This is a genomic window from Halobacillus sp. GSS1, assembly GCF_017307035.1.
Taxonomy (GTDB): Bacteria; Bacillota; Bacilli; order Bacillales; family Halobacillaceae; genus Halobacillus; species Halobacillus litoralis.
The window spans coordinates 1-20,456 of sequence record NZ_JAFLHE010000008.1 but is presented as its reverse complement, the minus strand read 5'-3'; the positions used below and the strand labels follow the sequence as shown (position 1 = coordinate 20,456).

The 20,456-nt window shown below is 42.4% G+C and carries 24 protein-coding genes; 8 read left to right on the top strand and 16 right to left on the bottom strand.

Annotated elements, in window-relative coordinates; translation table 11 throughout:
• Window positions 1–16: 16 nt before the first annotated feature.
• Entirely contained in the window at window positions 17–1,186 is a 1,170-nt protein-coding gene (locus tag J0K78_RS14290; protein ID WP_206947660.1) for an MFS transporter, read from the bottom strand.
• 746 nt (window positions 1,187–1,932) lie between these two features.
• On the opposite strand from J0K78_RS14290, the gene J0K78_RS14285 reads away from it, so the two are divergent.
• Window positions 1,933–2,691 (top strand): TrmB family transcriptional regulator, encoded by a 759-nt coding sequence (locus J0K78_RS14285; RefSeq protein WP_206947659.1) that lies wholly within the window; start codon window positions 1,933–1,935, stop codon window positions 2,689–2,691.
• Between the two features lie 42 nt (window positions 2,692–2,733).
• Here the strand turns inward: J0K78_RS14285 and J0K78_RS14280 are convergent, their stop codons facing one another.
• A complete protein-coding gene (locus tag J0K78_RS14280) occupies window positions 2,734–2,973 on the bottom strand; it encodes a hypothetical protein (RefSeq protein ID WP_089651410.1) in 240 nt (79 codons plus the stop codon).
• 66 nt (window positions 2,974–3,039) lie between these two features.
• On the bottom strand, window positions 3,040–3,636 hold the full coding sequence (locus J0K78_RS14275) for a serine/threonine-protein kinase (protein WP_206947658.1): 597 nt from the start codon (window positions 3,634–3,636) through the stop codon (window positions 3,040–3,042).
• Between the two features lie 136 nt (window positions 3,637–3,772).
• On the opposite strand from J0K78_RS14275, the gene J0K78_RS14270 reads away from it, so the two are divergent.
• Complete coding sequence (locus J0K78_RS14270; protein ID WP_206947657.1) at window positions 3,773–4,159, top strand: hypothetical protein; 387 nt, start codon at window positions 3,773–3,775, stop codon at window positions 4,157–4,159.
• 34 nt (window positions 4,160–4,193) lie between these two features.
• On the opposite strand, the gene J0K78_RS14265 is transcribed toward J0K78_RS14270, so the two are convergent.
• Complete coding sequence (locus tag J0K78_RS14265; protein WP_370551137.1) at window positions 4,194–4,454, bottom strand: alpha/beta-type small acid-soluble spore protein; 261 nt, start codon at window positions 4,452–4,454, stop codon at window positions 4,194–4,196.
• Window positions 4,454–4,654 (bottom strand): YozQ family protein, encoded by a 201-nt coding sequence (locus J0K78_RS14260; RefSeq protein ID WP_206947656.1) that lies wholly within the window; start codon window positions 4,652–4,654, stop codon window positions 4,454–4,456. The genes J0K78_RS14265 and J0K78_RS14260 overlap by 1 nt, the downstream gene beginning before the upstream one ends.
• 126 nt (window positions 4,655–4,780) lie before the next feature.
• Between J0K78_RS14260 and J0K78_RS14255 the strand changes: the two genes are divergently transcribed.
• Window positions 4,781–4,918, top strand: a complete 138-nt coding sequence (locus tag J0K78_RS14255) for a hypothetical protein (protein ID WP_167356006.1) — start codon at window positions 4,781–4,783, stop codon at window positions 4,916–4,918.
• A gap of 11 nt (window positions 4,919–4,929) precedes the next feature.
• Here the strand turns inward: J0K78_RS14255 and hpaB are convergent, their stop codons facing one another.
• The 5 genes from hpaB to J0K78_RS14230 all read right to left on the bottom strand — a co-directional run bounded on the left by hpaB (window position 4,930) and on the right by J0K78_RS14230 (window position 10,709).
• Window positions 4,930–6,369, bottom strand: a complete 1,440-nt coding sequence (gene hpaB / locus J0K78_RS14250; protein ID WP_206947655.1) for a 4-hydroxyphenylacetate 3-monooxygenase, oxygenase component — start codon at window positions 6,367–6,369, stop codon at window positions 4,930–4,932.
• Window positions 6,370–6,514: 145 nt separating this feature from the next.
• The gene (gene aceA, locus J0K78_RS14245; RefSeq protein WP_206947654.1) at window positions 6,515–7,807 is read right to left on the bottom strand and encodes an isocitrate lyase; all 1,293 of its coding nucleotides are present in this window, start codon (window positions 7,805–7,807) and stop codon (window positions 6,515–6,517) included.
• A gap of 12 nt (window positions 7,808–7,819) precedes the next feature.
• Window positions 7,820–9,412, bottom strand: coding sequence for a malate synthase A (gene aceB / locus J0K78_RS14240; RefSeq protein WP_206947653.1), 1,593 nt, complete (start codon window positions 9,410–9,412; stop codon window positions 7,820–7,822).
• 70 nt (window positions 9,413–9,482) lie between these two features.
• Entirely contained in the window at window positions 9,483–9,593 is a 111-nt protein-coding gene (locus J0K78_RS14235) for a YhfH family protein (protein WP_160911614.1), read from the bottom strand.
• A gap of 234 nt (window positions 9,594–9,827) precedes the next feature.
• A complete protein-coding gene (locus J0K78_RS14230) occupies window positions 9,828–10,709 on the bottom strand; it encodes a LysR family transcriptional regulator (protein WP_206947652.1) in 882 nt (293 codons plus the stop codon).
• A 108-nt stretch (window positions 10,710–10,817) separates the two neighbouring features.
• Here J0K78_RS14230 and J0K78_RS14225 point away from each other — a divergent pair, with 108 nt between their 5' ends.
• The gene (locus J0K78_RS14225) at window positions 10,818–11,357 is read left to right on the top strand and encodes a flavodoxin family protein (RefSeq protein ID WP_206947651.1); all 540 of its coding nucleotides are present in this window, start codon (window positions 10,818–10,820) and stop codon (window positions 11,355–11,357) included.
• A gap of 84 nt (window positions 11,358–11,441) precedes the next feature.
• Complete coding sequence (locus J0K78_RS14220) at window positions 11,442–11,855, top strand: VOC family protein (RefSeq protein ID WP_206947650.1); 414 nt, start codon at window positions 11,442–11,444, stop codon at window positions 11,853–11,855.
• 30 nt (window positions 11,856–11,885) lie between these two features.
• Here J0K78_RS14220 and J0K78_RS14215 read toward each other — a convergent pair whose 3' ends face one another.
• From J0K78_RS14215 to J0K78_RS14205, 3 genes are all read right to left on the bottom strand, one after another.
• Window positions 11,886–12,458 (bottom strand): histidine phosphatase family protein, encoded by a 573-nt coding sequence (locus J0K78_RS14215; protein WP_206947733.1) that lies wholly within the window; start codon window positions 12,456–12,458, stop codon window positions 11,886–11,888.
• A gap of 694 nt (window positions 12,459–13,152) precedes the next feature.
• Window positions 13,153–14,853 (bottom strand): dihydroxy-acid dehydratase, encoded by a 1,701-nt coding sequence (gene ilvD / locus J0K78_RS14210; RefSeq protein WP_206947649.1) that lies wholly within the window; start codon window positions 14,851–14,853, stop codon window positions 13,153–13,155.
• A 196-nt stretch (window positions 14,854–15,049) separates the two neighbouring features.
• Window positions 15,050–15,208 carry a DUF1540 domain-containing protein gene (locus J0K78_RS14205; RefSeq protein ID WP_160911604.1) on the bottom strand — a complete coding sequence of 53 codons (159 nt, stop codon included), beginning with the start codon at window positions 15,206–15,208 and terminating at the stop codon, window positions 15,050–15,052.
• Window positions 15,209–15,462: 254 nt separating this feature from the next.
• Between J0K78_RS14205 and murB the strand changes: the two genes are divergently transcribed.
• Complete coding sequence (gene murB / locus J0K78_RS14200) at window positions 15,463–16,383, top strand: UDP-N-acetylmuramate dehydrogenase (protein ID WP_206947648.1); 921 nt, start codon at window positions 15,463–15,465, stop codon at window positions 16,381–16,383.
• Between the two features lie 57 nt (window positions 16,384–16,440).
• Here the strand turns inward: murB and J0K78_RS14195 are convergent, their stop codons facing one another.
• Both J0K78_RS14195 and J0K78_RS14190 read right to left on the bottom strand, forming a co-directional pair.
• Window positions 16,441–16,935, bottom strand: a complete 495-nt coding sequence (locus J0K78_RS14195) for a lactoylglutathione lyase family protein (protein WP_160911600.1) — start codon at window positions 16,933–16,935, stop codon at window positions 16,441–16,443.
• 16 nt (window positions 16,936–16,951) lie between these two features.
• Window positions 16,952–17,932 (bottom strand): zinc-binding dehydrogenase, encoded by a 981-nt coding sequence (locus J0K78_RS14190; protein WP_206947647.1) that lies wholly within the window; start codon window positions 17,930–17,932, stop codon window positions 16,952–16,954.
• A gap of 152 nt (window positions 17,933–18,084) precedes the next feature.
• Here J0K78_RS14190 and J0K78_RS14185 point away from each other — a divergent pair, with 152 nt between their 5' ends.
• The gene (locus J0K78_RS14185) at window positions 18,085–18,456 is read left to right on the top strand and encodes a winged helix-turn-helix transcriptional regulator (protein ID WP_206947646.1); all 372 of its coding nucleotides are present in this window, start codon (window positions 18,085–18,087) and stop codon (window positions 18,454–18,456) included.
• 30 nt (window positions 18,457–18,486) lie between these two features.
• Here the strand turns inward: J0K78_RS14185 and J0K78_RS14180 are convergent, their stop codons facing one another.
• Window positions 18,487–19,092 carry a YpjP family protein gene (locus J0K78_RS14180; protein ID WP_206947645.1) on the bottom strand — a complete coding sequence of 202 codons (606 nt, stop codon included), beginning with the start codon at window positions 19,090–19,092 and terminating at the stop codon, window positions 18,487–18,489.
• Window positions 19,093–19,639: 547 nt separating this feature from the next.
• On the opposite strand from J0K78_RS14180, the gene J0K78_RS14175 reads away from it, so the two are divergent.
• The gene (locus J0K78_RS14175; protein WP_370551136.1) at window positions 19,640–20,266 is read left to right on the top strand and encodes a spore coat protein; all 627 of its coding nucleotides are present in this window, start codon (window positions 19,640–19,642) and stop codon (window positions 20,264–20,266) included.
• Window positions 20,267–20,456 lie beyond the last annotated feature (190 nt).

Below are 20,456 nucleotides of genomic sequence, written 5' to 3'. Positions count from 1 at the left end.
CCGGTGGGATTTTGTATTACTGCTGCATGGCTTCCTGTTCATACGTTTGCCGCCCACGTGTAATGGAAAAATAGGCGGTGGCCAGTGCGACAAGCACAAAGAATCCTCCAACTGTAGCGTTATGAATAACGGAACTCTGCTCAATGACAATACCACCGATGGAAGAACCAAAAGCAATTCCGAAATGTAACGCAGAGTTGTTCAGGCTTTGCTGAATATCTGACGTTTCAGGCGCAGAGGAAATCAGGTAGTTTTGTTGTGCAGGTGTAACCGCCCAGCTCAATGCACTCCAAATCACCATCACCATTAAGAATAAGGGAAGGGAAAAGGTAACATGTGGAATGGTGAAAATAGCAACCGCAAAGACGAGGATAATGCCCAGAATGCTTCTTTCAGATCCAAATTTATCAGATAAGAAACCTCCTACTCCTCCCCCCATAACTGCAGCAACACCGAAGATGAAGTAAACGATACTTACCCAAGTCCCATTCATCCCCATTTCCGATTTAAGAAATGGAGTCAGGTAAGCATACAAGGCAAGATGTCCTGTCAAAAATAAGAACGAGGTCAGCTGTGCAGAAAAAATCTTTTTATCTTTCAACGTCCGTAATTGCTCTTTCAAAGAAATGACGGGTTTTGGAGCAATATTCCCCAGAGAAAACCATACAGCTACAAAGGAGAGCATACTAAGTACACTAATCAGTAGAAAAGGAGCTCTCCAGCCAAAGCTATTGCCTATCGTCAGTCCAATGGGAACTCCAAGTACAAGAGAACCACTGATACCCATAAAGATGGTACCGATTGCTCTCCCTCTATATTCTTTAGTCACAATGGCAGAAGCAATCGTCACAGCGAGAACCACAAGCAACGATCCGCTTGCTGCAGTTAAAACCCTGGCTAGCATGATTGTGGAATAATTCGGACTCAAGTAGGCAAGCATGTTTCCAAAAAAGAAAATAACCAGTGTGATCAGCATTAATTTTTTCCGGTCAAACCGAGCGGTAGCCGTAAGTAAAATCGGCGACGCCACCCCAAATACCAGAGAAAAAATAGTGATCAGCAGTCCTGCTTGACCAAGGCTAATACCAAGATCATCAGCCACAAGGTCTAAAATCCCACCGATAATCAATTCTACGGTTCCGACAACAAACGCAACAAGTGCTAACAAATAAACTTTTTTATTCATAATTGCATGACCCTTTCTATTAGGTTACCACTATAATGGTAACCATATAAAAGGGATAAAACAAGAGGAAATGTTTACGTTTTTCATTCCTCCATGTATTCTAAATCTAAAGCATTAATAAAATGATTCCATCACACTAAAGCTCCCGATTGGAGGCTCAGTTTCGAGACGTTTGTTGGGTGGATGGGTGCTGCGGGGAAGAGCTCGCTTTCCGCGGGAGCGCGGTGAGCCTCCTCGGACTGCTTCCTGTGGGGTCTCACCCTGCACTTTTTTCCCGCAGGAGTCTCGCCATTCCCCTCCGCCCCTTTACCATATACTTATCTCGAAACCACTTCCGGAATAAGTTACTTTCTCGTGTTGTAATTCGAACGAAACGAACTTCTAAGAATGCTATTCTGCATGCTAAAGGCTTGTGATAGAGCGCTTTTACTAATCTCACCAGGATAATGGAAGTACATCCAATTTGGTACAGGGGTTCGTTTCTCCCTTACATACAAAGGGGTGGTTGGGAAGCTGCGAGACTCCCGTGGGAGAAAGGAGATCGGCGAGATCCTGCAGGGCGTAGCCCGAGGAAGCTCGGCACTCCCCCACAGGAAAGCGAGTAGCTTCCCAGCCACCCCTGACCACCAATAACGTAACGAACCCCGGAAACATCTCGAAACTGAGTCTTCAACAATCCTGCCGTTATATTGAATAAGGTTATTCTACAACTAACCTAAAATCGTTCACAAAAAGCGAGGTACATGATGTTACAGAAATTCGGATTTACTCAGTATGAAAGCCAAGTTTTTGAAGTACTTACAGCAAGTGAGGAACCGATGGATGCTACGTCCATCGTCAAATACTCGCAAGTCCCTAAATCGAAGATCTATGAAGTCCTTCAGCGTCTTGTAGAAAAAGGGCTGATTCTCACTTCATTTCAAGAAAGGAAAAAACTTTACACAGCCCTCTCACTGGAAACGACAATCGAGAAGCTGACAACTGAATTTCAATCCAACATAGACGAAATTAGAAATACGAACTTTAAACTTCACGATTCGGATGAACGGGTATGGACCATTCAGAATGATGCTTCCATCAAAGCTTTATTAAAAGAACGGATTCAAACCGCAAGGAAGGAAATTCTCGTTACCGGATGGAGCGATGAATTAGCTTCCTTACTCCCTCTCCTGGAAGAAAAAAAGAAAGAAGGCATCAAAGTAGAGCTTCTTTCTGTCGGTGAACTGGATTCAGGAAAGCTGCATGCCCATGTCCTTCTTCCTGATGAAAAACACGATGCCCTTGAACGACACAAGCTCATGATCATTGATCACGAGGAAATTTTATTTGCAGGCGTGGAGGGGGATACCTTCCAAGGCATTCATACCTTATCCAAACCATTAGTAAAATTCTTTACGGAATTCTTCTATCATGATGTCGCCTTGACTGAAATTACGAAGAAATACGAGAAAATACTTATGGCCGATGAGGAAATCAAGGAAATCCTCATGAAACTAAGATACTGATTTTCCAACATAAAAAAGGCGCCCAGCCTGGACGCCTTTTTTCTATACCTTTTCTACCACATAGGCTTTCTTTTCACGGAAATACTTCTCTCCGTCTTCGGAGGAATGTTCAAAAAAACCTTCAAATGCATCGACAACTTTATACTCCCTTTCAGGTTCTGTGAACAGTTGTGAATCATTGTTGGAAAGAACAAGGACATCAGTTGTGGATACAAAACTGTCTAACTCTTTGGCTTTATAATTTTTACCGACTTCTACATCACTTAAACGATGTTGGGTCATGATTACATTCCACCTTTCTAGTTCAGGGTTTTCCCAGAAAAATGGATGATCAAACAACAGAACCTTCTAAATCGGCAGCAACCGTTTGCGATACAAACGAATGATGAACTCTATAAAAAATCTCGGGTATTTTTTCGGTACATAACGGCGCTGATAAAAAGTCTCATAAGCTTTTTTTAAGTCACGCCAATGCGGACAGTCAAACTCCTGCGTGAAGCGGACCACATCAATTACTTTCACTTCACCGTCAGTAGTGAGAAGGATGTTCTTCAAATGGGTATCAGAAGGGTTAAAGCCTAAGCGACAGGCAAATTCCAGCGCCTCATCTACACGTTGGACCATCTCTTCTGTGATAGCCACGCCATTGACGAGGCAGTCATAAAAAGTGATTCCTTCCACGTATTGCATGGTCAAATACCCTTCTCCTTTTTCATAAAAAGCTGGAAAAAACTCATGGTTATTCAGCTTCTCGTATACTTCCCCTTCAATGTGTGCCAGCTCTTCGTAACCAGGATAAAAAATTTTTATCGCTATGTCTGTTCCTTTCAACCGGTAGACCACGGCGCTTCTTCCCTGACCAATCCACAGGAACTCTGGGGGAACACCGTTGACACGGTCCCCGTCAAACTGCACTTTTCCAACCAAATCTTTGATATTCCCCATAAAGATTCTCCTCTATGAAAAAGCCATTTTATTTATATCATTATACCAAAATTTCAGAAAAAGAAGTGTATTTTTATTTGACACTGATAATCATTATCAATTATTATTGTTTTATCACCTTGAAAGGAGAATGGCTATGGAGAATACCTTAACCGTTCTACAAACGTTCACTTACGAAAAAGGCAATCAAGAATGCACGTGCCACGAAATCATTGAATTCAACCAAGGCGATCACCTTCACATCCTGGAGGATCCCTTTTATGTAGACCATGCAGGCTGGTATATCGCGGTTAAAAAAAATGATGCCGATCCTTTTTACATGTCCATTCCTTTTATCGATGAAAAATATGAAGACCGTTCCCTTTATACAGAAATGGACATGGAATTAGCGATTCTTGTGCATCAACACCAGATTGACCAGTCCCTTATAAATAAAAATAAATCTGCATTTCTTACCCATAAAAAAGAACTTGATCAATTAATGATGATGCATCCAAAACACCTATTGGCCAATAGATCATAACGAGTGTAAAAAAAGAGGCGCTGTTCGGCGCCTCTTACTTTTGATCTTGTTCCATTTGTTGTTGAGCTCTGCGAATCAATTCTTTTACCATACGGCCGCCAATCTGTCCTCCGATTTTACCTGCATCCCTCGTAGATAAATCACCATTGTCACCTTTTTTCAAAGGTATTCCTTGTTCCTCTGCTACTTCATATTTCGTTTGTTCTGGAGAGGATGAGTGTAGGAGATCGGCTTTCAGTTGATCGAGTCCTGCCCTTGCTTCTGGAACAAGCAGTTTATTTTTCCGGGCCATCATCAGTCACGCTTCTTTCCTTTTTTAATACCTTCACCCTTATGGCTGATCAACTGACCATTTTCATCCACTTCATCAATTTTAGCATCGTACGTACCCTCTGTGAGCGTGTCGGATACTTGCTCCTGTGTAATGGATAAGCCCTCGGAACTGAAGTCGTCGGTATTTTGATTACGATTACGTTTCATTTGATTTTTCTTCATACCTGAATCCTCCTTTTCGCTTAGCCTTTGCATGTTTGATCAGCCCATTCCTTGTAAGCTTTTGCCTGTTGAAAACATGGATAAAAACCGGGCATTACTGCAAAATAAGCGTTAGGAGGTGTGCTTATGAGTAAGAAAAGCAATGCATTTAAGCGAAATGCCGGCAACACAGTAAACCCACAGGGACTTTCTGAAGATGTCGCAGATCAGCAACCTCGCTCACAGTTAGAACAAAAAGCAAAAAAAGCGAATGCTAAACGATAAAAAGCTGACATTTATTTGTCAGCTTTTTTTGTTAAGAACGGTTGGATGGTTTCTAGAGCTTTGGTGTCATCATAAAGTTGATAAATGGTTTGCGAAAGCCGTATAGGATCACCGAAGAAGAATCGTTCATACAAGGTTTGCCTCGAACCAAAACTGCTCATCGTCAAATCCCAGGCTAACCGAAAAAGGGAGACACGGTCTTCTCCTTTCACTTCGACCCCTTGCAGATAATGATTAAGCTGCTCTCCGACTTCTCCTTCAAAATCCGCTTTTTGTGGAATGGACATCATGCCGCTGGCTCCAAGAATCTGAAGGATCTCAGCAAACCTTGGATACGATTCTTGAAATTGATTAACAGCCACATATAACGGTTGTTTTGCAGGAACCATAATTCCTGAAACATCAACGGACGCTTCTTGTTCTGATTTGATGACAAGTGCCTTCATGACTTCCAGTCCTTTGACTATTTCCACAACTTTACTTTGAACATGTTGGTAATCCCCAATTTGGATGGTATCAACGATTCCTTGAGCAATTCCCAATAGAAATTCCGTTTTAATAATTTGCCGTGAAACAATTTGATGTAAAGTAAAAGGAACAAATTTCCCCTGCACATACATACGGGTAGCTGCCCTTATATTATCGTGTATGAAAACACGGTCCCATGGAACGAGAACATCATCAAAAATGACGATGGTATCCATCTCTTCAAAACGTGACGATAAAGGATAATTATAAGATGACCCTTGATTGGCAAACGACTCTCTGCATACAAACTTTAATCCTTTCGTGTTGCTGGGGATGGAAAAGCAGTAGGCGTGTGCATTATCCTGAGCACCAGGGGCGGAAAAGACAATGATCTCATCCGTTATTCCTCCTTGCGTTGCCAGAAGTTTGGCTCCTTTAATGATCAGGCCTTGATCGGTCCGGTCCATGATCCGAGCATTGGTGACATCCTCTTCCAGGAACGCTAACTTCGACCGGTTGCTTTGAGGGTTAACAAAAGTATGGGTGAACGACAGATCCTTCTCTCGAGCATATTCATAAAATTGAAGAAGCCGCTCCGGATGACAATTCTCTTCTCCATCCAATACATCTATAGATGCAGCGAAAGCAGCAAGCACCGTGTTCATATAATCCGGGCTTCTTCCCATTACTCCTCCTGAGTGAAGGGCCCACCGTTGAATCATTTTCCTTCTTCTTTCCAAATCCCCCTTCGTTTTTGGAATTAAGTAAGACAGCCCTAATCGGTTTCCTGTCGTTTCAGAGGAAAAAGTCATATCCTTTTGATTATCGTATTGAAGATCGTAGAGTTCTGCCTGACTGCGGATAGCCCCCTTGAAAGCGGGATGTTCAGAAATATTGCCCGTCACTTTATTTCCACCCACCCAGACTTCCGCATTCATTGCATCCATTCGTTTTTTATATTCTTTTCCTGAAATCACCGGCATGATATCACTCCTGATTTTCACAATCACTGAAAATAACTGATATCATACCATATTAATTTGGTGGAGAATTGTGATTTATGGACAAAAAAAGAAACCCCCGGAGAGTTACACTCCAGACGTTTCTCCCTAGCATGCACGCTTTTTTTTATGAAGGGCTGGCGGTTTCAGAATTGAATTGTTCAGTTTCTGTGGAACCTTTCAATGCCGTGGTTGATGATGTTCCACCTGAAATTACTTGAGCGACTTCATCAAAATATCCTGTTCCAACCTCACGCTGATGTCGTGTTGCTGAATACCCGTGAATTTCACTCGCAAATTCTGCCTGCTGAAGTTCAGAATAGGCTTCCATACCACGATCTTTATATTGACGAGCAAGTTCGAACATGCCGTGATTCAAGGCATGGAACCCTGCCAATGTAACGAATTGGAACTTGTAGCCCATTTCCCCAAGCTCCCTCTGGAAGTTTGCAATGGTCTCATCATCCAACTTCTTTTTCCAGTTGAAAGACGGAGAGCAGTTGTAAGCCAGGAGCTTTCCAGGGTATTGCTCATGGATGGCTTCCGCAAAACGACGAGCTTCATCCAGGTTAGGTTCTGATGTTTCACACCAAACAAGATCAGCATATGGCGCATAAGCCAAACCACGTGCAATCGCCTGATCCAATCCAGACCTTGTTTTGAAGAAACCTTCAGCTGTTCTCTCTCCAGTAATGAATGGCGCGTCGTATGGGTCCACATCACTCGTGATAAGATCGGCTGCATTCGCATCGGTTCTTGCTATGATAATCGTTGGAGTACCCATCACATCCGCAGCAAACCTTGCGGAAATCAAATTTCGAACCGCCGTCTGTGTCGGCAAAAGGACTTTCCCTCCAAGGTGACCACATTTTTTCTCCGAAGAAAGTTGATCTTCAAAGTGAACGGCTGCAGCACCCGCTTCAATCATCCCTTTCATCAACTCGAACACATTCAGCTGCCCGCCAAAGCCTGCTTCAGCGTCTGCAACTATAGGCGCAAACCAGTCAATGTCCTCTTTTCCTTCCATATGATGAATTTGATCCGCTCTTTGCAAGGCTTGATTAATCCTTTTCACCACTTGAGGTACGCTATTTGCCGGATATAAGCTTTGATCAGGATACATATGTCCTGAGAGGTTGGCATCAGCAGCCACTTGCCATCCACTCAAATAGATGGCTTTTAATCCTGCTTTCACCTGCTGCATCGCCTGGTTTCCTGTCAAAGCACCCAGCGCGTGGACATAATCTTCCTCGTTCATTAACTTCCACAGTTTTTCGGCACCTTTCTCCGCTAAGGTATGCTGAATATCCATGGACCCTCTTAACCGAATGACTTCTTCGGCTTCATATGGTCTTTGCACTCCGCTCCATCGACTCTCATCCTGCCACTGGTGACGCAACTTTTCTACACGCTCATTCATGTGAAATCCCCCTTAAGATAAATGGTTATAGGCTTCTAATGTTAAAAACTCAGAAAAATCATCGTTACGGATCAATCGATCAAATAATTGTGCGGCCTCCATATAGGAACCGTTTTCGAAAACACTTTCTCCAACTTCCCAGCGAATCGCTTCGATCTCTTCTTCTTTCAATGATGCGTAAAGCTCCATCGTGATCTCCCGACCATCTTTTAATATTCCTTTAGGGTGCCTGATCCATTGCCAAACTTGAGCTCTCGAAATTTCCGCGGTAGCTGCATCCTCCATCAAATGATGAATAGGGGCTGCTCCTCTTCCATCCAGCCAAGAGGCAATATACTGAATCCCTACGTTTATATTTGTTCTTAAACCCTGCTCTGTAATTGATCCATCAGGTACTTCGAGCAATTGCTCTGCACGATAGGAGAAAGACGTTTGATCTCTTTGTATCTGATTCTCTTCAGGCATGTGTTTGTTAAAAATCTCCATGGCTGTCTCTACCATGCCCGGGTGGGCGACCCACGTCCCGTCGTGGCCATCTTTCACTTCCCGCTCCTTATCTGCACGGACCTTTTCAAAAGCAGCGTCGTTTTTCTCTTTATCGTTTTTTACAGGTATTTGGGCTGCCATTCCTCCCATGGCATGAGCCTTTCGTTTATGGCACGTTTGAATGGTTAACCGCGAGTAAGCTCTCATAAATGGCACAGTCATCGTCACATCCGCCCGGTCAGGCAATAAAAAACGTTCATCATGACGGAATTTTTTCAAGTAGCTGAAGATATAATCCCAACGGCCACAATTCAATCCAGCAGAGTGATTTCTTAATTCATAAAGGATTTCATCCATCTCAAAGGCGGCTAAGATCGTTTCTATTAAGACTGTCGCTTTCACCGTTCCTTGTGGGATATCCAAATAATCTTGAGCAAAGATAAACACATCGTTCCACAGCTTCGCCTCTCGATGGTTTTCAAGCTTCGGTAAGTAAAAATACGGCCCTGATCCATGTTCAATGAGTTTTTTTGCATTATGGAAAAAATAGAGTCCAAAGTCTACAAGACTTCCTGAGAGCCGCTCCTGATTGTAAGTCATGTGTTTTTCTTCTAAATGCCATCCACGAGGTCGTACTTTAAGTACAGCCGTCTTTTCATTTAACTTATAGAGCTTCCCATTTGAATTCTCAAATCGAATATTCCTTCTCACAGCATCCCTCAAGTTAATCTGGCCATGAATAGTGTTCAGCCATGTCGGAGCGTTCGCATCCTCAAAATCAGCCATGAATACCTTCGCTCCGGAATTGAGACCATTGATGACCATCTTCCGGTCCACCGGGCCAGTAATTTCTACCCGACGATCCTTAAGATCGTCAGGTATAGGGGATATCGTCCAATCAGTATTTCTGATGTGCTCCGTCTCTTTCAGAAAATCCGGCCGCTCTCCTTGATCGATTTTCTCCTGGGTCTTTATTCGATCTAAAAGCAACTGTTTTCTTCTATCATTAAATTTTTCATGTAATTCAACAATGAAAGATAAAGCTTCATCTGTTAGAATTTCTGCAAATCCTTCGTGCATCGTTCCATGGATTTGTATTCCAGACAATTTGGTTTCCATTGAATCGCCACCCTCTGTTGTATACTAACGACCAATTAATGAATTTGTTATATAACAGTTGCTACAAAAATTATTCATCTTTTTTGGAAAGGCAACGATCACATTCCATCATGTAATTGTAAGTATGACCTTCGATTTGTGAACCACACTGCGGGCAAGGGACGTTTTGTTGTTTTTTCATTTTAGTTCCTCCTTTGTTATAACAGAATTTATTTTATTTATCTGTTATGGTACAGTTTACTGTGGAGGAGCAGAAATTGCAACCGTTTTCTGAAAGTTTTTTAAATTTAGGCAGATGGTGGATACAAAAAAGGCGCTGTTAAAGGGTTCAGCGCTTTTTTGTATTTTCAAATTCATACTATACCTTAGAAATTGAGCTTCCATTAAAACTGTTTTAATACAGTTAACGCCTTCTTCATCTTCTCTCATAAAGCAATTGGATAAACTTTTCCAACGATGGAGATAGCCACTTCTTTTGGTGGTGAATGATTTGAATGTGTAATGCCAAGTCTTCATGGTCAAAGTCCAAAGCACAAAGACTCCCATTTTTAAGTTCTCCTGCTACCGTCATTTCCGGGAGCATCGCTATTCCCAGCTCATCAATGACGCATTGCTTGATCGCTTCAAGACTTGTAAATGAAATCACTGAGCGGGGTTCAACTGCTCGTTTTTTTAATAACCCCTCCAGCATATTTCTATATGAACAATCTTTTTCTGTAAGAATGAGCGTTTCATCCTCAATTCGCCGTATATTAATCTGCTCCTGGCCAACAAGCGGGTGTTCATTAGCAGCAACAATAACCATTTTTTCTTTTCGTAGAAGTAAAGTTTTCAAGAGAGGATGCTTCACTTCTTCATCGAGAACAACAGCAAGATCATAATGGCTTTCTAACACACCTTCTTTAAGATTGGGGCAGAGTCCGGATTCCAACTGAATTCGCAAGTCAGGGTTCTGCTCTTTAAATGCTTTCAAAGATTTGGATATAAAATAAGCAGCCAATGATTCAACAGATCCAATCCTCACAGTTCCCCGCATATGAACACTTTCACAAACCTTACTTTCCGCTTCTCCCAGTAAATCAATGACCTGTTCGACATAATATAAAAGCTGTTCGCCAGACTGAGTTATACGCATCGTCTGTCCAGCACGTTCAAAAAGTCTCACGCCATAGTAATCTTCAAGCTTTTTTATTTGTGTTGTCACACTGGACTGAGCATAACCGAGTTCTTCTCCCGTACGGGTATAACTCCCCCACTTGGCCACTTCTTTAAATGTGTAAAAATAGGATATGTCCATACGTACACCTCTATCATTTTTTACAATAGTTAGTATCGATAAGTATAGATAACAATGATGATATCTTCAATGATATACTTTTTTTAGAAGCGAAGGAGGCTGTATTTAATGAAAATATTGACTATTTTAGGTAGTTCAAGAGAGAACGGTAATTCTGAATACCTTGTCAACCAAGCTCTCGAAGGCATAGAGCATACTCAGTTACGGCTCAGTAATTATAAAATTAACCCTATCACCGATATGCGGCATACAAAAGAAGGTTTTTCACGTGTTGATGATGATTATGAATCAGTACTGTCTGATTTTTTAGCTCATGATCTCATCATTTTTGTCACTCCTATTTACTGGTTTGGAATGACTTCTCATATGAAGTTGTTCTTCGACCGCTGGTCCCAGTATATGCGTGATGATCGATTTGATTTTAAGGATCAGGTGAAAGGAAAGAAAGCCTATGTCATTACTACAGGTGGAAGCAATCCTTATGTCACGGGCCTGCCGCTAATTCAACAGTTCGGCCATATCTTCGATTTTGTAGGGATGTCATTTGAAGATTATGTAATAGGAAATGCCGTCAAACCTGGAGAAATTAAGGAGGATTTGCTTGCCTTGGACAAAATGAGTGCCTGGAATCGGACCTTGAAGAAATGACGAACAAATGTTCTTGTTTTATTTCTCCCAACAGCTTATAATGATGGTGGATCAAAAAATTTCCAAAAGGAGTGTTTTACGGCTATGAAACATCAAGCTACCCCTTATTTCACGTTCAACGGTAACGCAGGAGAAGCCCTGGACTATTACAAACAAATCTTTCATGGTGAGATTATCAATTTACAAACCTTTGGCGAGGCAGATTTTGAAACCCCTGAGGAAATGGACCAGCGAGTCATGCATGCACAATTCAAAAAAGATGCTTTGTTCTTTATGGTTTCTGATTCATTCACCGATCAAAATGTTAAGACCGGAAGCAATATCGCCCTCGTATTAGAATGTGAAAGTGCCGATGAAATTCAAATGTATTACGACCGTTTAAAAAATGATGGAAACGTCTTGATGGAACTTCAGGATACCTTTTGGGGTGCTACGTATGCCAAAGTGAAAGACCCTTATGGAATAACCTGGGATCTGAACTACACCAAAGAGCAATAAATAAAGCGGCTCATTCCTGAGCCGCTTGTCTCAATCCAAATGGATCGTACAATTAAAACGATCACAAAACCATTGTTCCTCTCTAAGATGAACTTCTGATAAAGAAGTATTTTTCATATGTTCATCTCTCACATTCTGACTATCCAGTTCCCTTAATAGGTGACTAATCAGAGCACCGTGACTAACTACGATTACTTTCTTCCCTGCATGTTTCTTTAAAACATCATCCATAAACGCCTTCCCTCTGGAAACTACACTGCGAGGGGTTTCAATACCCAAGTCCAACGACCGCCAATCCTCTCCCCATTTTTCAATTCTTTCTGTTTCTGTCGTTCCTTCGATCTGGCCACCACTGGCTTCTTCTATTCGTGTATCAAATTGGATAGCCAATCCTACTTTTTCACTAATGATTTCCGCTGTCTGCTTTGCCCTCTTCAAAGGACTTGAATAAAGAATATCCCATGTTTCTTTATGTAAGCGCTCAGCTAATTTCAGAGCATCTGCCTTACCTTCTTCATCTAATGGAATATCAGAACTTCCCTGAGCTCTTTTTTCTTTATTCCATCGTGTACTTCCATGCCTAATCAATGCAACCTTTGTCATTTCCAACCAACCTCCCTCCTTCTTTTTCTATAAAAAGGTAACCATATCCTTTAATACAATACTTATTACACATAATGGCAGTTTTCTTGAAGACTCAGTTTCGAGACGTTTGTTGAGTGGATGGGGGCTGCGGGGAATGACTCGCTTTCCGCGGGAGCGCGATGAGCCTCCTCAGGCTGACGCCTTCCGGGGTCTCACCTAGCACTCTTTTCCCGCAGGAGTCTCACCATTCCCCTCCGCCCCTTAACCAAGTATGGTTTTCGAAACCACTTCTAAAAGATCAGCTTGAATAATGAAGCGAAATGAATCATATAAAATTTTCTACTGCTGGCTGCCAGAACTTAAGGCTTGATATAGAGCGTTTTATGCCTACTTAGGATAGAGGAATAAGACACACTCACTCTCGGTATAGAGGTTCGTTCCACTTCTCCACAAATGGGGTGGTTGGGAAGCTGCGAGACTCCCGTGGGAGAAGGAGATAGGCGAGATCCCGCAGGACGCAGTCCGAGGAAGCTCGGCGCTCCCCCACAGGAAAGCGAGTTGCTTCCCAGCCACCCCTAACGCTTAACTAGGCAACGAACCCTGGAACCATCTCGAAACTGAGTCTTCAACTAAAGGGAGCTTTTGTGAAATATTGTTGGAACTACATAGAAAAGCCCGGAATGTAGTCCGGGCTTTAGTGAAGTTTATTTTTTTATTCATCAAGATCCAAGTCGGTAACTGCACCTTTGGAAGAGGAAGATACGAGTCTCGCATACTTCGCCAGTACGCCTCTCTTATGCTTAAGCTCAGGGCGTTTCCACTCGCTTTTTCTACGTTCATATTCTTCATCACTAACTTCAAAGTTAATTTGCTGCGTATCACTGTCGATCGTGATGGTGTCCCCTTCTTTCAGCAGACCGATGGGACCTCCAACGACTGCTTCAGGAGCGACGTGGCCGATTACGAATCCGTGGGATCCACCTGAGAAACGACCATCTGTAAGTAGAGCAACCTTTCCACCCAGTCCTTTTCCTACAATCATAGCTGTAATCGAAAGCATTTCCGGCATGCCAGGTCCTCCTTTTGGACCGACATTTCGTATGACCAGAACGTCTCCTTCTTTAATCTCATCGTTGACAATCGCTTCCGTCGCTTCATCTTCACTATTGTACACACGTGCAGGTCCTTCGAAACGGCTGATTTTCTGTCCGGACATTTTAGCAACAGCACCTTCTGGCGCCAGGTTACCTTTCAGAACGACGAGTGGCCCTTTTTCTTTGATGGGCTGGTCAAACGGAACAATAACTTTCTGACCTTCTTTCAGAGAAGGGACTTCTGCCAAGTTTTCAGCGACCGTTTTCCCGGTGACAGTCAGGCAGTCCCCATGCAATAAACCTTCTTCAAGAAGTAATTTCATAACAGCTGGAACACCGCCACTTTCATACAAATCCTGCATGACGTATTTACCACTAGGCTTCATATCTGCAATATGAGGGACTTCCTGTCTGATGCGCTCAAAGTCATCCAGTGTCAAATCCACCCCTGCAGAATGGGCCATGGCAAGGAGGTGAAGGAATGCATTCGTAGATCCACCAAGAGCCATTACTACGGTGATGGCATTTTCAAATGCTTCTTTTGTCATGATATCCCGAGGATAGATCTCTTTTTCCAACAGCTCGATGACGAGCTCACCCGCTTGTTTACATTCCGTTTCTTTGTAATCGTTAACCGCTGGTGTAGAGGAAGAACCAGGAATACTCATCCCTAAAGCTTCGACAGCAGAAGCCATTGTGTTTGCTGTGTACATTCCGCCACACGCACCTGCTCCAGGGCATGCATGACATTCAACTCTGTGCAGCTGTTCGTCGTCGATCTGTCCTTCATGGTACTTTCCTACAGCTTCAAAAGACGAAACAATATCGATATCCTCTCCATCAAGCTTTCCTGGTTGAATCGTTCCTCCATATACGTACACCGAAGGAATGTTCAAACGGCCAATGGATATTAAGCAGCCAGGTGTCGTTTTGTCGCAGCCGCCGATGGCAACCAGACCATCCAGTCTTTCCGCATTTGTGACGGTTTCAATGGAGTCTGCAATCACTTCACGGCTTGGAAGGGAATAAAACATACCCTCGTGGCCCATCGCAATTCCGTCAGCTACTGTAATCGTATTGAAAATCATCGGAGCTCCGCCATTTTCACCGGCTCCACTTTTCGCTTCTTGTGCTAGTTTATCGATATGTACATTACAAGGGGTAACCTCACTCCATGTACTCGCAATTCCAATCATTGGTTTCTGGAAATCTTCATCTGTAAATCCAACAGCTCTCAACATCGAGCGGTTCGGGACTCGATTGACGCCTTCACTGATGTCTTTACTTCTTATTCTTAAATCTTTTTTCGTTTTCTCCATCCCTAACACTCCTTTTATAAATGGCCGAATCATTTTGTAAATGAAATAACTTACCATGATGATACTAACAACTAAGGAGCATAGCAATGATTTTTCTGAATATAATAAACATTCCTTACAATTAAAACGCTTTCATTAAGAGAAAAAAATGAAAAAAAGGCCTGCTGAAAAGCAGACCCTTATATATAGGGGGACCTTATACATTTGCAGGTTCAAATGTTTTACAATCCGTCTCTTCGCTGTTGCTCGCTTTTTTACCTTTATGACTGACTACGAAAATTTCATCTGCTCCACAGGAAATCCCGTCATTGTTATGAACACAGTTTCGGACTTCACATTTTACATCCAGCGCCACATCTAACACCTCCCTATAGCTGTTATTTTCTGCTGTCATGGCTTTGAATATTCTTTCCAGTCCTCCCCATAAAGGCCTGAGGAAAAATCACCCACAATGACATCTTCGATTTGTGATAGAATAGGAAGCGTGATTGTATAAGGTCAAAATGAAACTTTTCCCCCGTTATTTCATAAATTGTATGAAAGAGGTCGCTGGAAAAACTGATTGAGGTCCAATCAGATTATAATCAACTTAAAATAGGACTGGTGTTTATGGATAAGAAGCAAAAGATCTATAATAAATTGTTGGAAGTCGTGAAAGAGGAAAATGTTAAAGTGGATGAAATGTTGAAAGACCACTTGTACACAAAGCTTGGAGGAAAAGCCGATTTTTTCATTACTCCAACATCCTACGAAGAAATCCAAAATGTCGTTAAGCTTTCGAATGAAGACAACATTCCTTTCACTCTGCTTGGAAATGGATCCAACTTAATTATTAAAGACGGCGGTATACGTGGAATCGTCATCAACTTAAAACATTTGGATACCATCTATTCTGAAGGCAACACAGTGGTCGCCCAAAGTGGTGCCCGTATCATTGATGCCTCTCGTTATGCTCTTGATAAGAATTTATCCGGATTAGAATTCGCCTGTGGAATTCCTGGAACTGTCGGCGGTGCTTTATACATGAATGCAGGAGCTTATGGTGGAGAAATCAAAGATGTGCTTGATTATGCATATGTGGTAGATAAACATGGAAACCTCGTAAAGCGGCTCGCTGCTGAACTTGATCTTGATTATCGAACCAGTAATATTTCAGCTAATGGAGATATCGTCGTAGAAGCCACCTTCCATCTGAAGCCTGCTAAGTATGAGGAAATTAAAGAAGTGATGGATGACTTGACGTACAAGCGTGAATCTAAACAACCACTGGAATACCCTTCATGTGGAAGTGTCTTTAAACGACCACCTGGATATTTTGCCGGTAAGCTGATACAGGACAGCGATCTTCAAGGAACCAATATCGGTGGTGCCGAAGTTTCTAAAAAGCATGCTGGGTTTATTGTCAACAAAGATAATGCAACAACTTCTGATTACATCTCTTTGATTGAACATGTTCAAAAAACAGTGAAAGAAAAATTCGGCGTCGATTTGGAAAGAGAAGTTCGAATCATCGGTGATGACAAAGACTAAAAAAGAGCCTGCGCTAAGCGCAGGCTCTTTCTATTTTCTCGCCAAAATTTTTGTTTCTCAATAAGCCCCACTGGAATATGTCAATTCGTAACTGTGGGTGTAAATCTCGAAAACATTACCAAAAGGATCTTCTACGTAAACCATCTTATATGGTTTCTCACCAGGGTAATATTCGCGAATAGGCATGCGCTGTTTCCCACCCTTAGCCTTAACTTTCTCGACAACTTCTTCGATATTCGGGTCTTGAATACAGAAATGGAAGATGCCTGTTTTCCAATATTCGAAGTTGTTTTCCGGCTCTTCCTGATGTGGGAATTCAAAAAGTTCAATCCCTATCTTATCTCCGGTGGATAGGTGAGCAATTCTGAATGTGTCCCAATCATTGCCAAAGACGTCCCGGCACATCTGACCGACTGGTGTATCATCGTTATGGACATCTGACGGTTCCATAATGACATACCACCCGAATAATTCTGTATAAAATTCAATCGCTTTTTCTAAATTTGGAACAGACAAACCGATGTGTGAAAAACTTCTCGGATATGGGTACATAATATAAACTCCTTCTTTATGATTTTATTTTCGCTACGATTTTACCTTTCACATGACGCTCAGACAGACGCTCAAGGGCATGCGGAACTTCCTCTAATGAGATGGTCTCTTCCAGTAGAGAAGAAAGTTTACCATCAGCCATCATCTCGAGTATCTCGTCTCCGATAACAGCAAGGTCTTTTTGGGATTCTATATCCGCTCTATGTGCCGCTGCAAGGGCTATTTCGTGATACGACACAACGGTAGTAAAGGGTTTTATTTTAGTGAAATCAGGTGCACCAGCGATATATACCAAATGGCCCATAAAGGCAAGGTAGTCGAGTGATGCGGTCGCATTATCACGGCTTACTGCATCCACGACTGCGTCCACCCCTTTACCTTCTGTGATTTCCTTGACCCTTTGTTGTACATCTTCATTACGGTAATCAATAACGAAGTCTGCGCCTAACTGACGGACATGATCATGGTTATGAGCAGAAGCTGTGGTAATGACCATCTTTCCTGCCGCTTTTGCAAGTTGAATACCGAAGCCACCGACTCCTCCTGCTCCTGCATGAATTAGAATGGTGTCCACTTGATCGAGCGGAAGCTTACGATGAATGGCTTGATAAGCGGTGTAGCCAGCTGTCGGGAGGGCCGCCGCCTCTTCGAAGGTGATTTTATCAGGGATTCGCGAAATCGTATGGGCCGTCGTTACTGCATATTGAGCATAAGCCCCTCTTTTCAATAGATCACCATGGTAGACTACTCGATCTCCTTTTTCCCACTCGGTCACATCCTCCCCGAGCTCTACAATTGTTCCTGCACCATCCAGTCCCAGAATATGAGGATACGTCCAATTCGGGTTGCCATTCGTTGCGGTCTTATAATCAACAGGGTTCAATCCTGCCGCATGTACTTCAATTAGAACTTCTCCTTTTTTGGGGTGAGGTCTCTCTACTTCCTCGACTTTCATTTCTTTCCATTGATTTTTATCATGTAAAAGCAGTGCTTTCATCCGTCTTCATCTCCTTATTAAACAGTTTCCTTCAATTAGTGAAACGATATACTATATACTAACGAGAGGTACAGATAGAAACAAGAAGGCACTTTTCAGTAACTGAGTTACTAAAGGGTAACCTATCATTGGATAGAAATGAGGGACACACAATGAAACAGCTGCAATCGGAATACCAGTGCGCCATTAATTTAGTGATCGATTTAATCGGTGGGAAATGGAAGGTTTTAATCCTGTGGCATTTGAATGAAGGGGACAAGAGATTCAATGAATTGACAAGAACCATCCCTGAAATCACAAAAAAAATGCTCACACAACAACTGAGAGAGCTTGAGGGACATGGACTTGTAAAGCGGACGGTTTTTGAAGAAGTTCCTGCAAAAGTGGTTTATTCTACTACGGATTACGGACGTAATCTCCAGCCGGTTCTTTATGGAATGTGTCAATGGGGCGATGATTACGCTGAAAATGAAGGGATTCAGATGAACAGCTGTTGGACAGGCCGGGATTTTATGCAAAAATAAAAGCGACCTGTTGTAAGGTCGCTTTCTTAGTTAGGACATCCACTTCGGTGGTGTGTTTTTTTCCCAATATATCTCGCCAAGTTCATGGTGTTTCATGAAGTTGTCCTCCTGCAAATGATAATGGAAGTTGAACCAGTATCCTTCACCCGGCCGCTTATCCCTGCGGACATGAAAACGGGCAACTTCTTCGTCTGTATGCTTGTTATGGATATTAAAAATTCTTTCACCGTATCCCGGGGACGGATCTTCAGTAATTTCATAATAAGGAACTTCGTTTTCATCAGCAGATGTAAGAATCTCTCCCATAACCTCTTCGATCTTAGGTAAAATCGTTGTAGTCATGTCTTCATCTACTTTTTCAATAATTCGCGGCCCCATCTTTGTAAGCGTCTGTGTTTTCGCTTGCTCCGTTATGGCTTCAATCCAATCATCAGTGGTCAAAGGTGCTGCAGATGATGGAGGTGCTATGTGAAATTCTTCTGTTTTTGTGGAATGAGTGGTTTCTTGTACATGCCGATCAGCCGACAGTTCTTTTTTATCAGCAGCATCTGTGTCGATCTGCATTGGTGGAACGTAAAGGCCTAAAGTCATGACAGATATAAGTACAACAAATACTTTTCTCATTAGCGGCTTCATTACAGACAATCTCCCTCTACTTCAGGATGACTTCATTTTATCATTTTCTACGAAGTTGTCCATAAGTAAAAAGAAACCGTTTCCATATCGTCACATTTTTGTTGAATAATTATCGCATAACATTAGGAGCATTAAAAGACATGACTTCTCTATCTTGTTCGAGGGGGCCGTTCATTGCGACACCGTTTTTTGTTCCATAAACTGCAAAGACCTCTAGTTCATCTACTATGATTTGCAGCAATGTAGGTGATGTGGAGGCCTCCTATACCCCATCTTCCAAAATTCCAGCCAACTTTCACCACTTATGAAAATTCCATCTTGAAAAGATTATCCATGTGTCCATACATTTGAAATTCCACATTTGTTTTGGAAGCAGTCTACCATCTGGTTGTTACCATCAGCTGCGTTCACGTATCGATATCCCCCTACTTTCATCTACCTGTCACCTTTTTCTTCCTTTTACAATATGGGATGTGGGTTTCTTTCCCTGTACATGAAACAAGAAAATAAGGAAAACTTAAAGGATGAAAAAGGAGGAGGAAAAGATATGAATCCCAATCAAGGTCAAAATCAAAACCAGCAAGGTCAGCAAATGCCTCAAAACATGATGAATAAAAATCACGGAGGTCATGAGTTATTTGATGCTCATGAAGTCATCGCTAGCTTAATCAATATGCTTGACCAGTACCAAATGTATGCCCAGCATATCCAAGACTCTGAGCTTCAAAGCATTCAGCAGCGCCAACATGCATTTGTGACCCAAATGTACAATACTATCGTCCAGAGTTTCAGTACAGGGCAGGATCCCGCTCAAGAAACACAACAATATAAGATGCAGCAAAGCAACGAAGTTGTATACGGCATCAAACCCGGCCAACCAAAGAAACCGAACCAGTCGGTCAATGAACTTGCAGATAAAGGGCTTTCCGCTTATATGCTTGGACAAACAAAGACACTTGCTACTTTATTGTCCATGACTGCTCTGGAAATGACGAATCCTGTCTTGCGCCGTGTGGTTGCAGATAGTGTACCGAACTTCATCGAGATGAGTTATGAGATTTTTCTTTATCAGAACAAGCATGGGTACTACCAGGTTCCACAGTTGCAACAACAAGACATGAACCAAATGCTGCAAAGCTATACAACCGCTCCTCAAGGAAACATGCCCCATTAAACAAACAAGGACGCCCGCTTCTCAGCAGGCGTCCTTGTTTAATACGATTCCATCTTAAGCTTTATGGCAGGTTTCTTGAAGACTCAGTTTCGAGACTTTTTAGGGTTCGTTACCTGGATTGTCGCCAGGGGTAGCTGGGAAGCTACTCGCTTTCCTGCGGGGATGACGGCAAGCCTCCTCGTGCTACGCA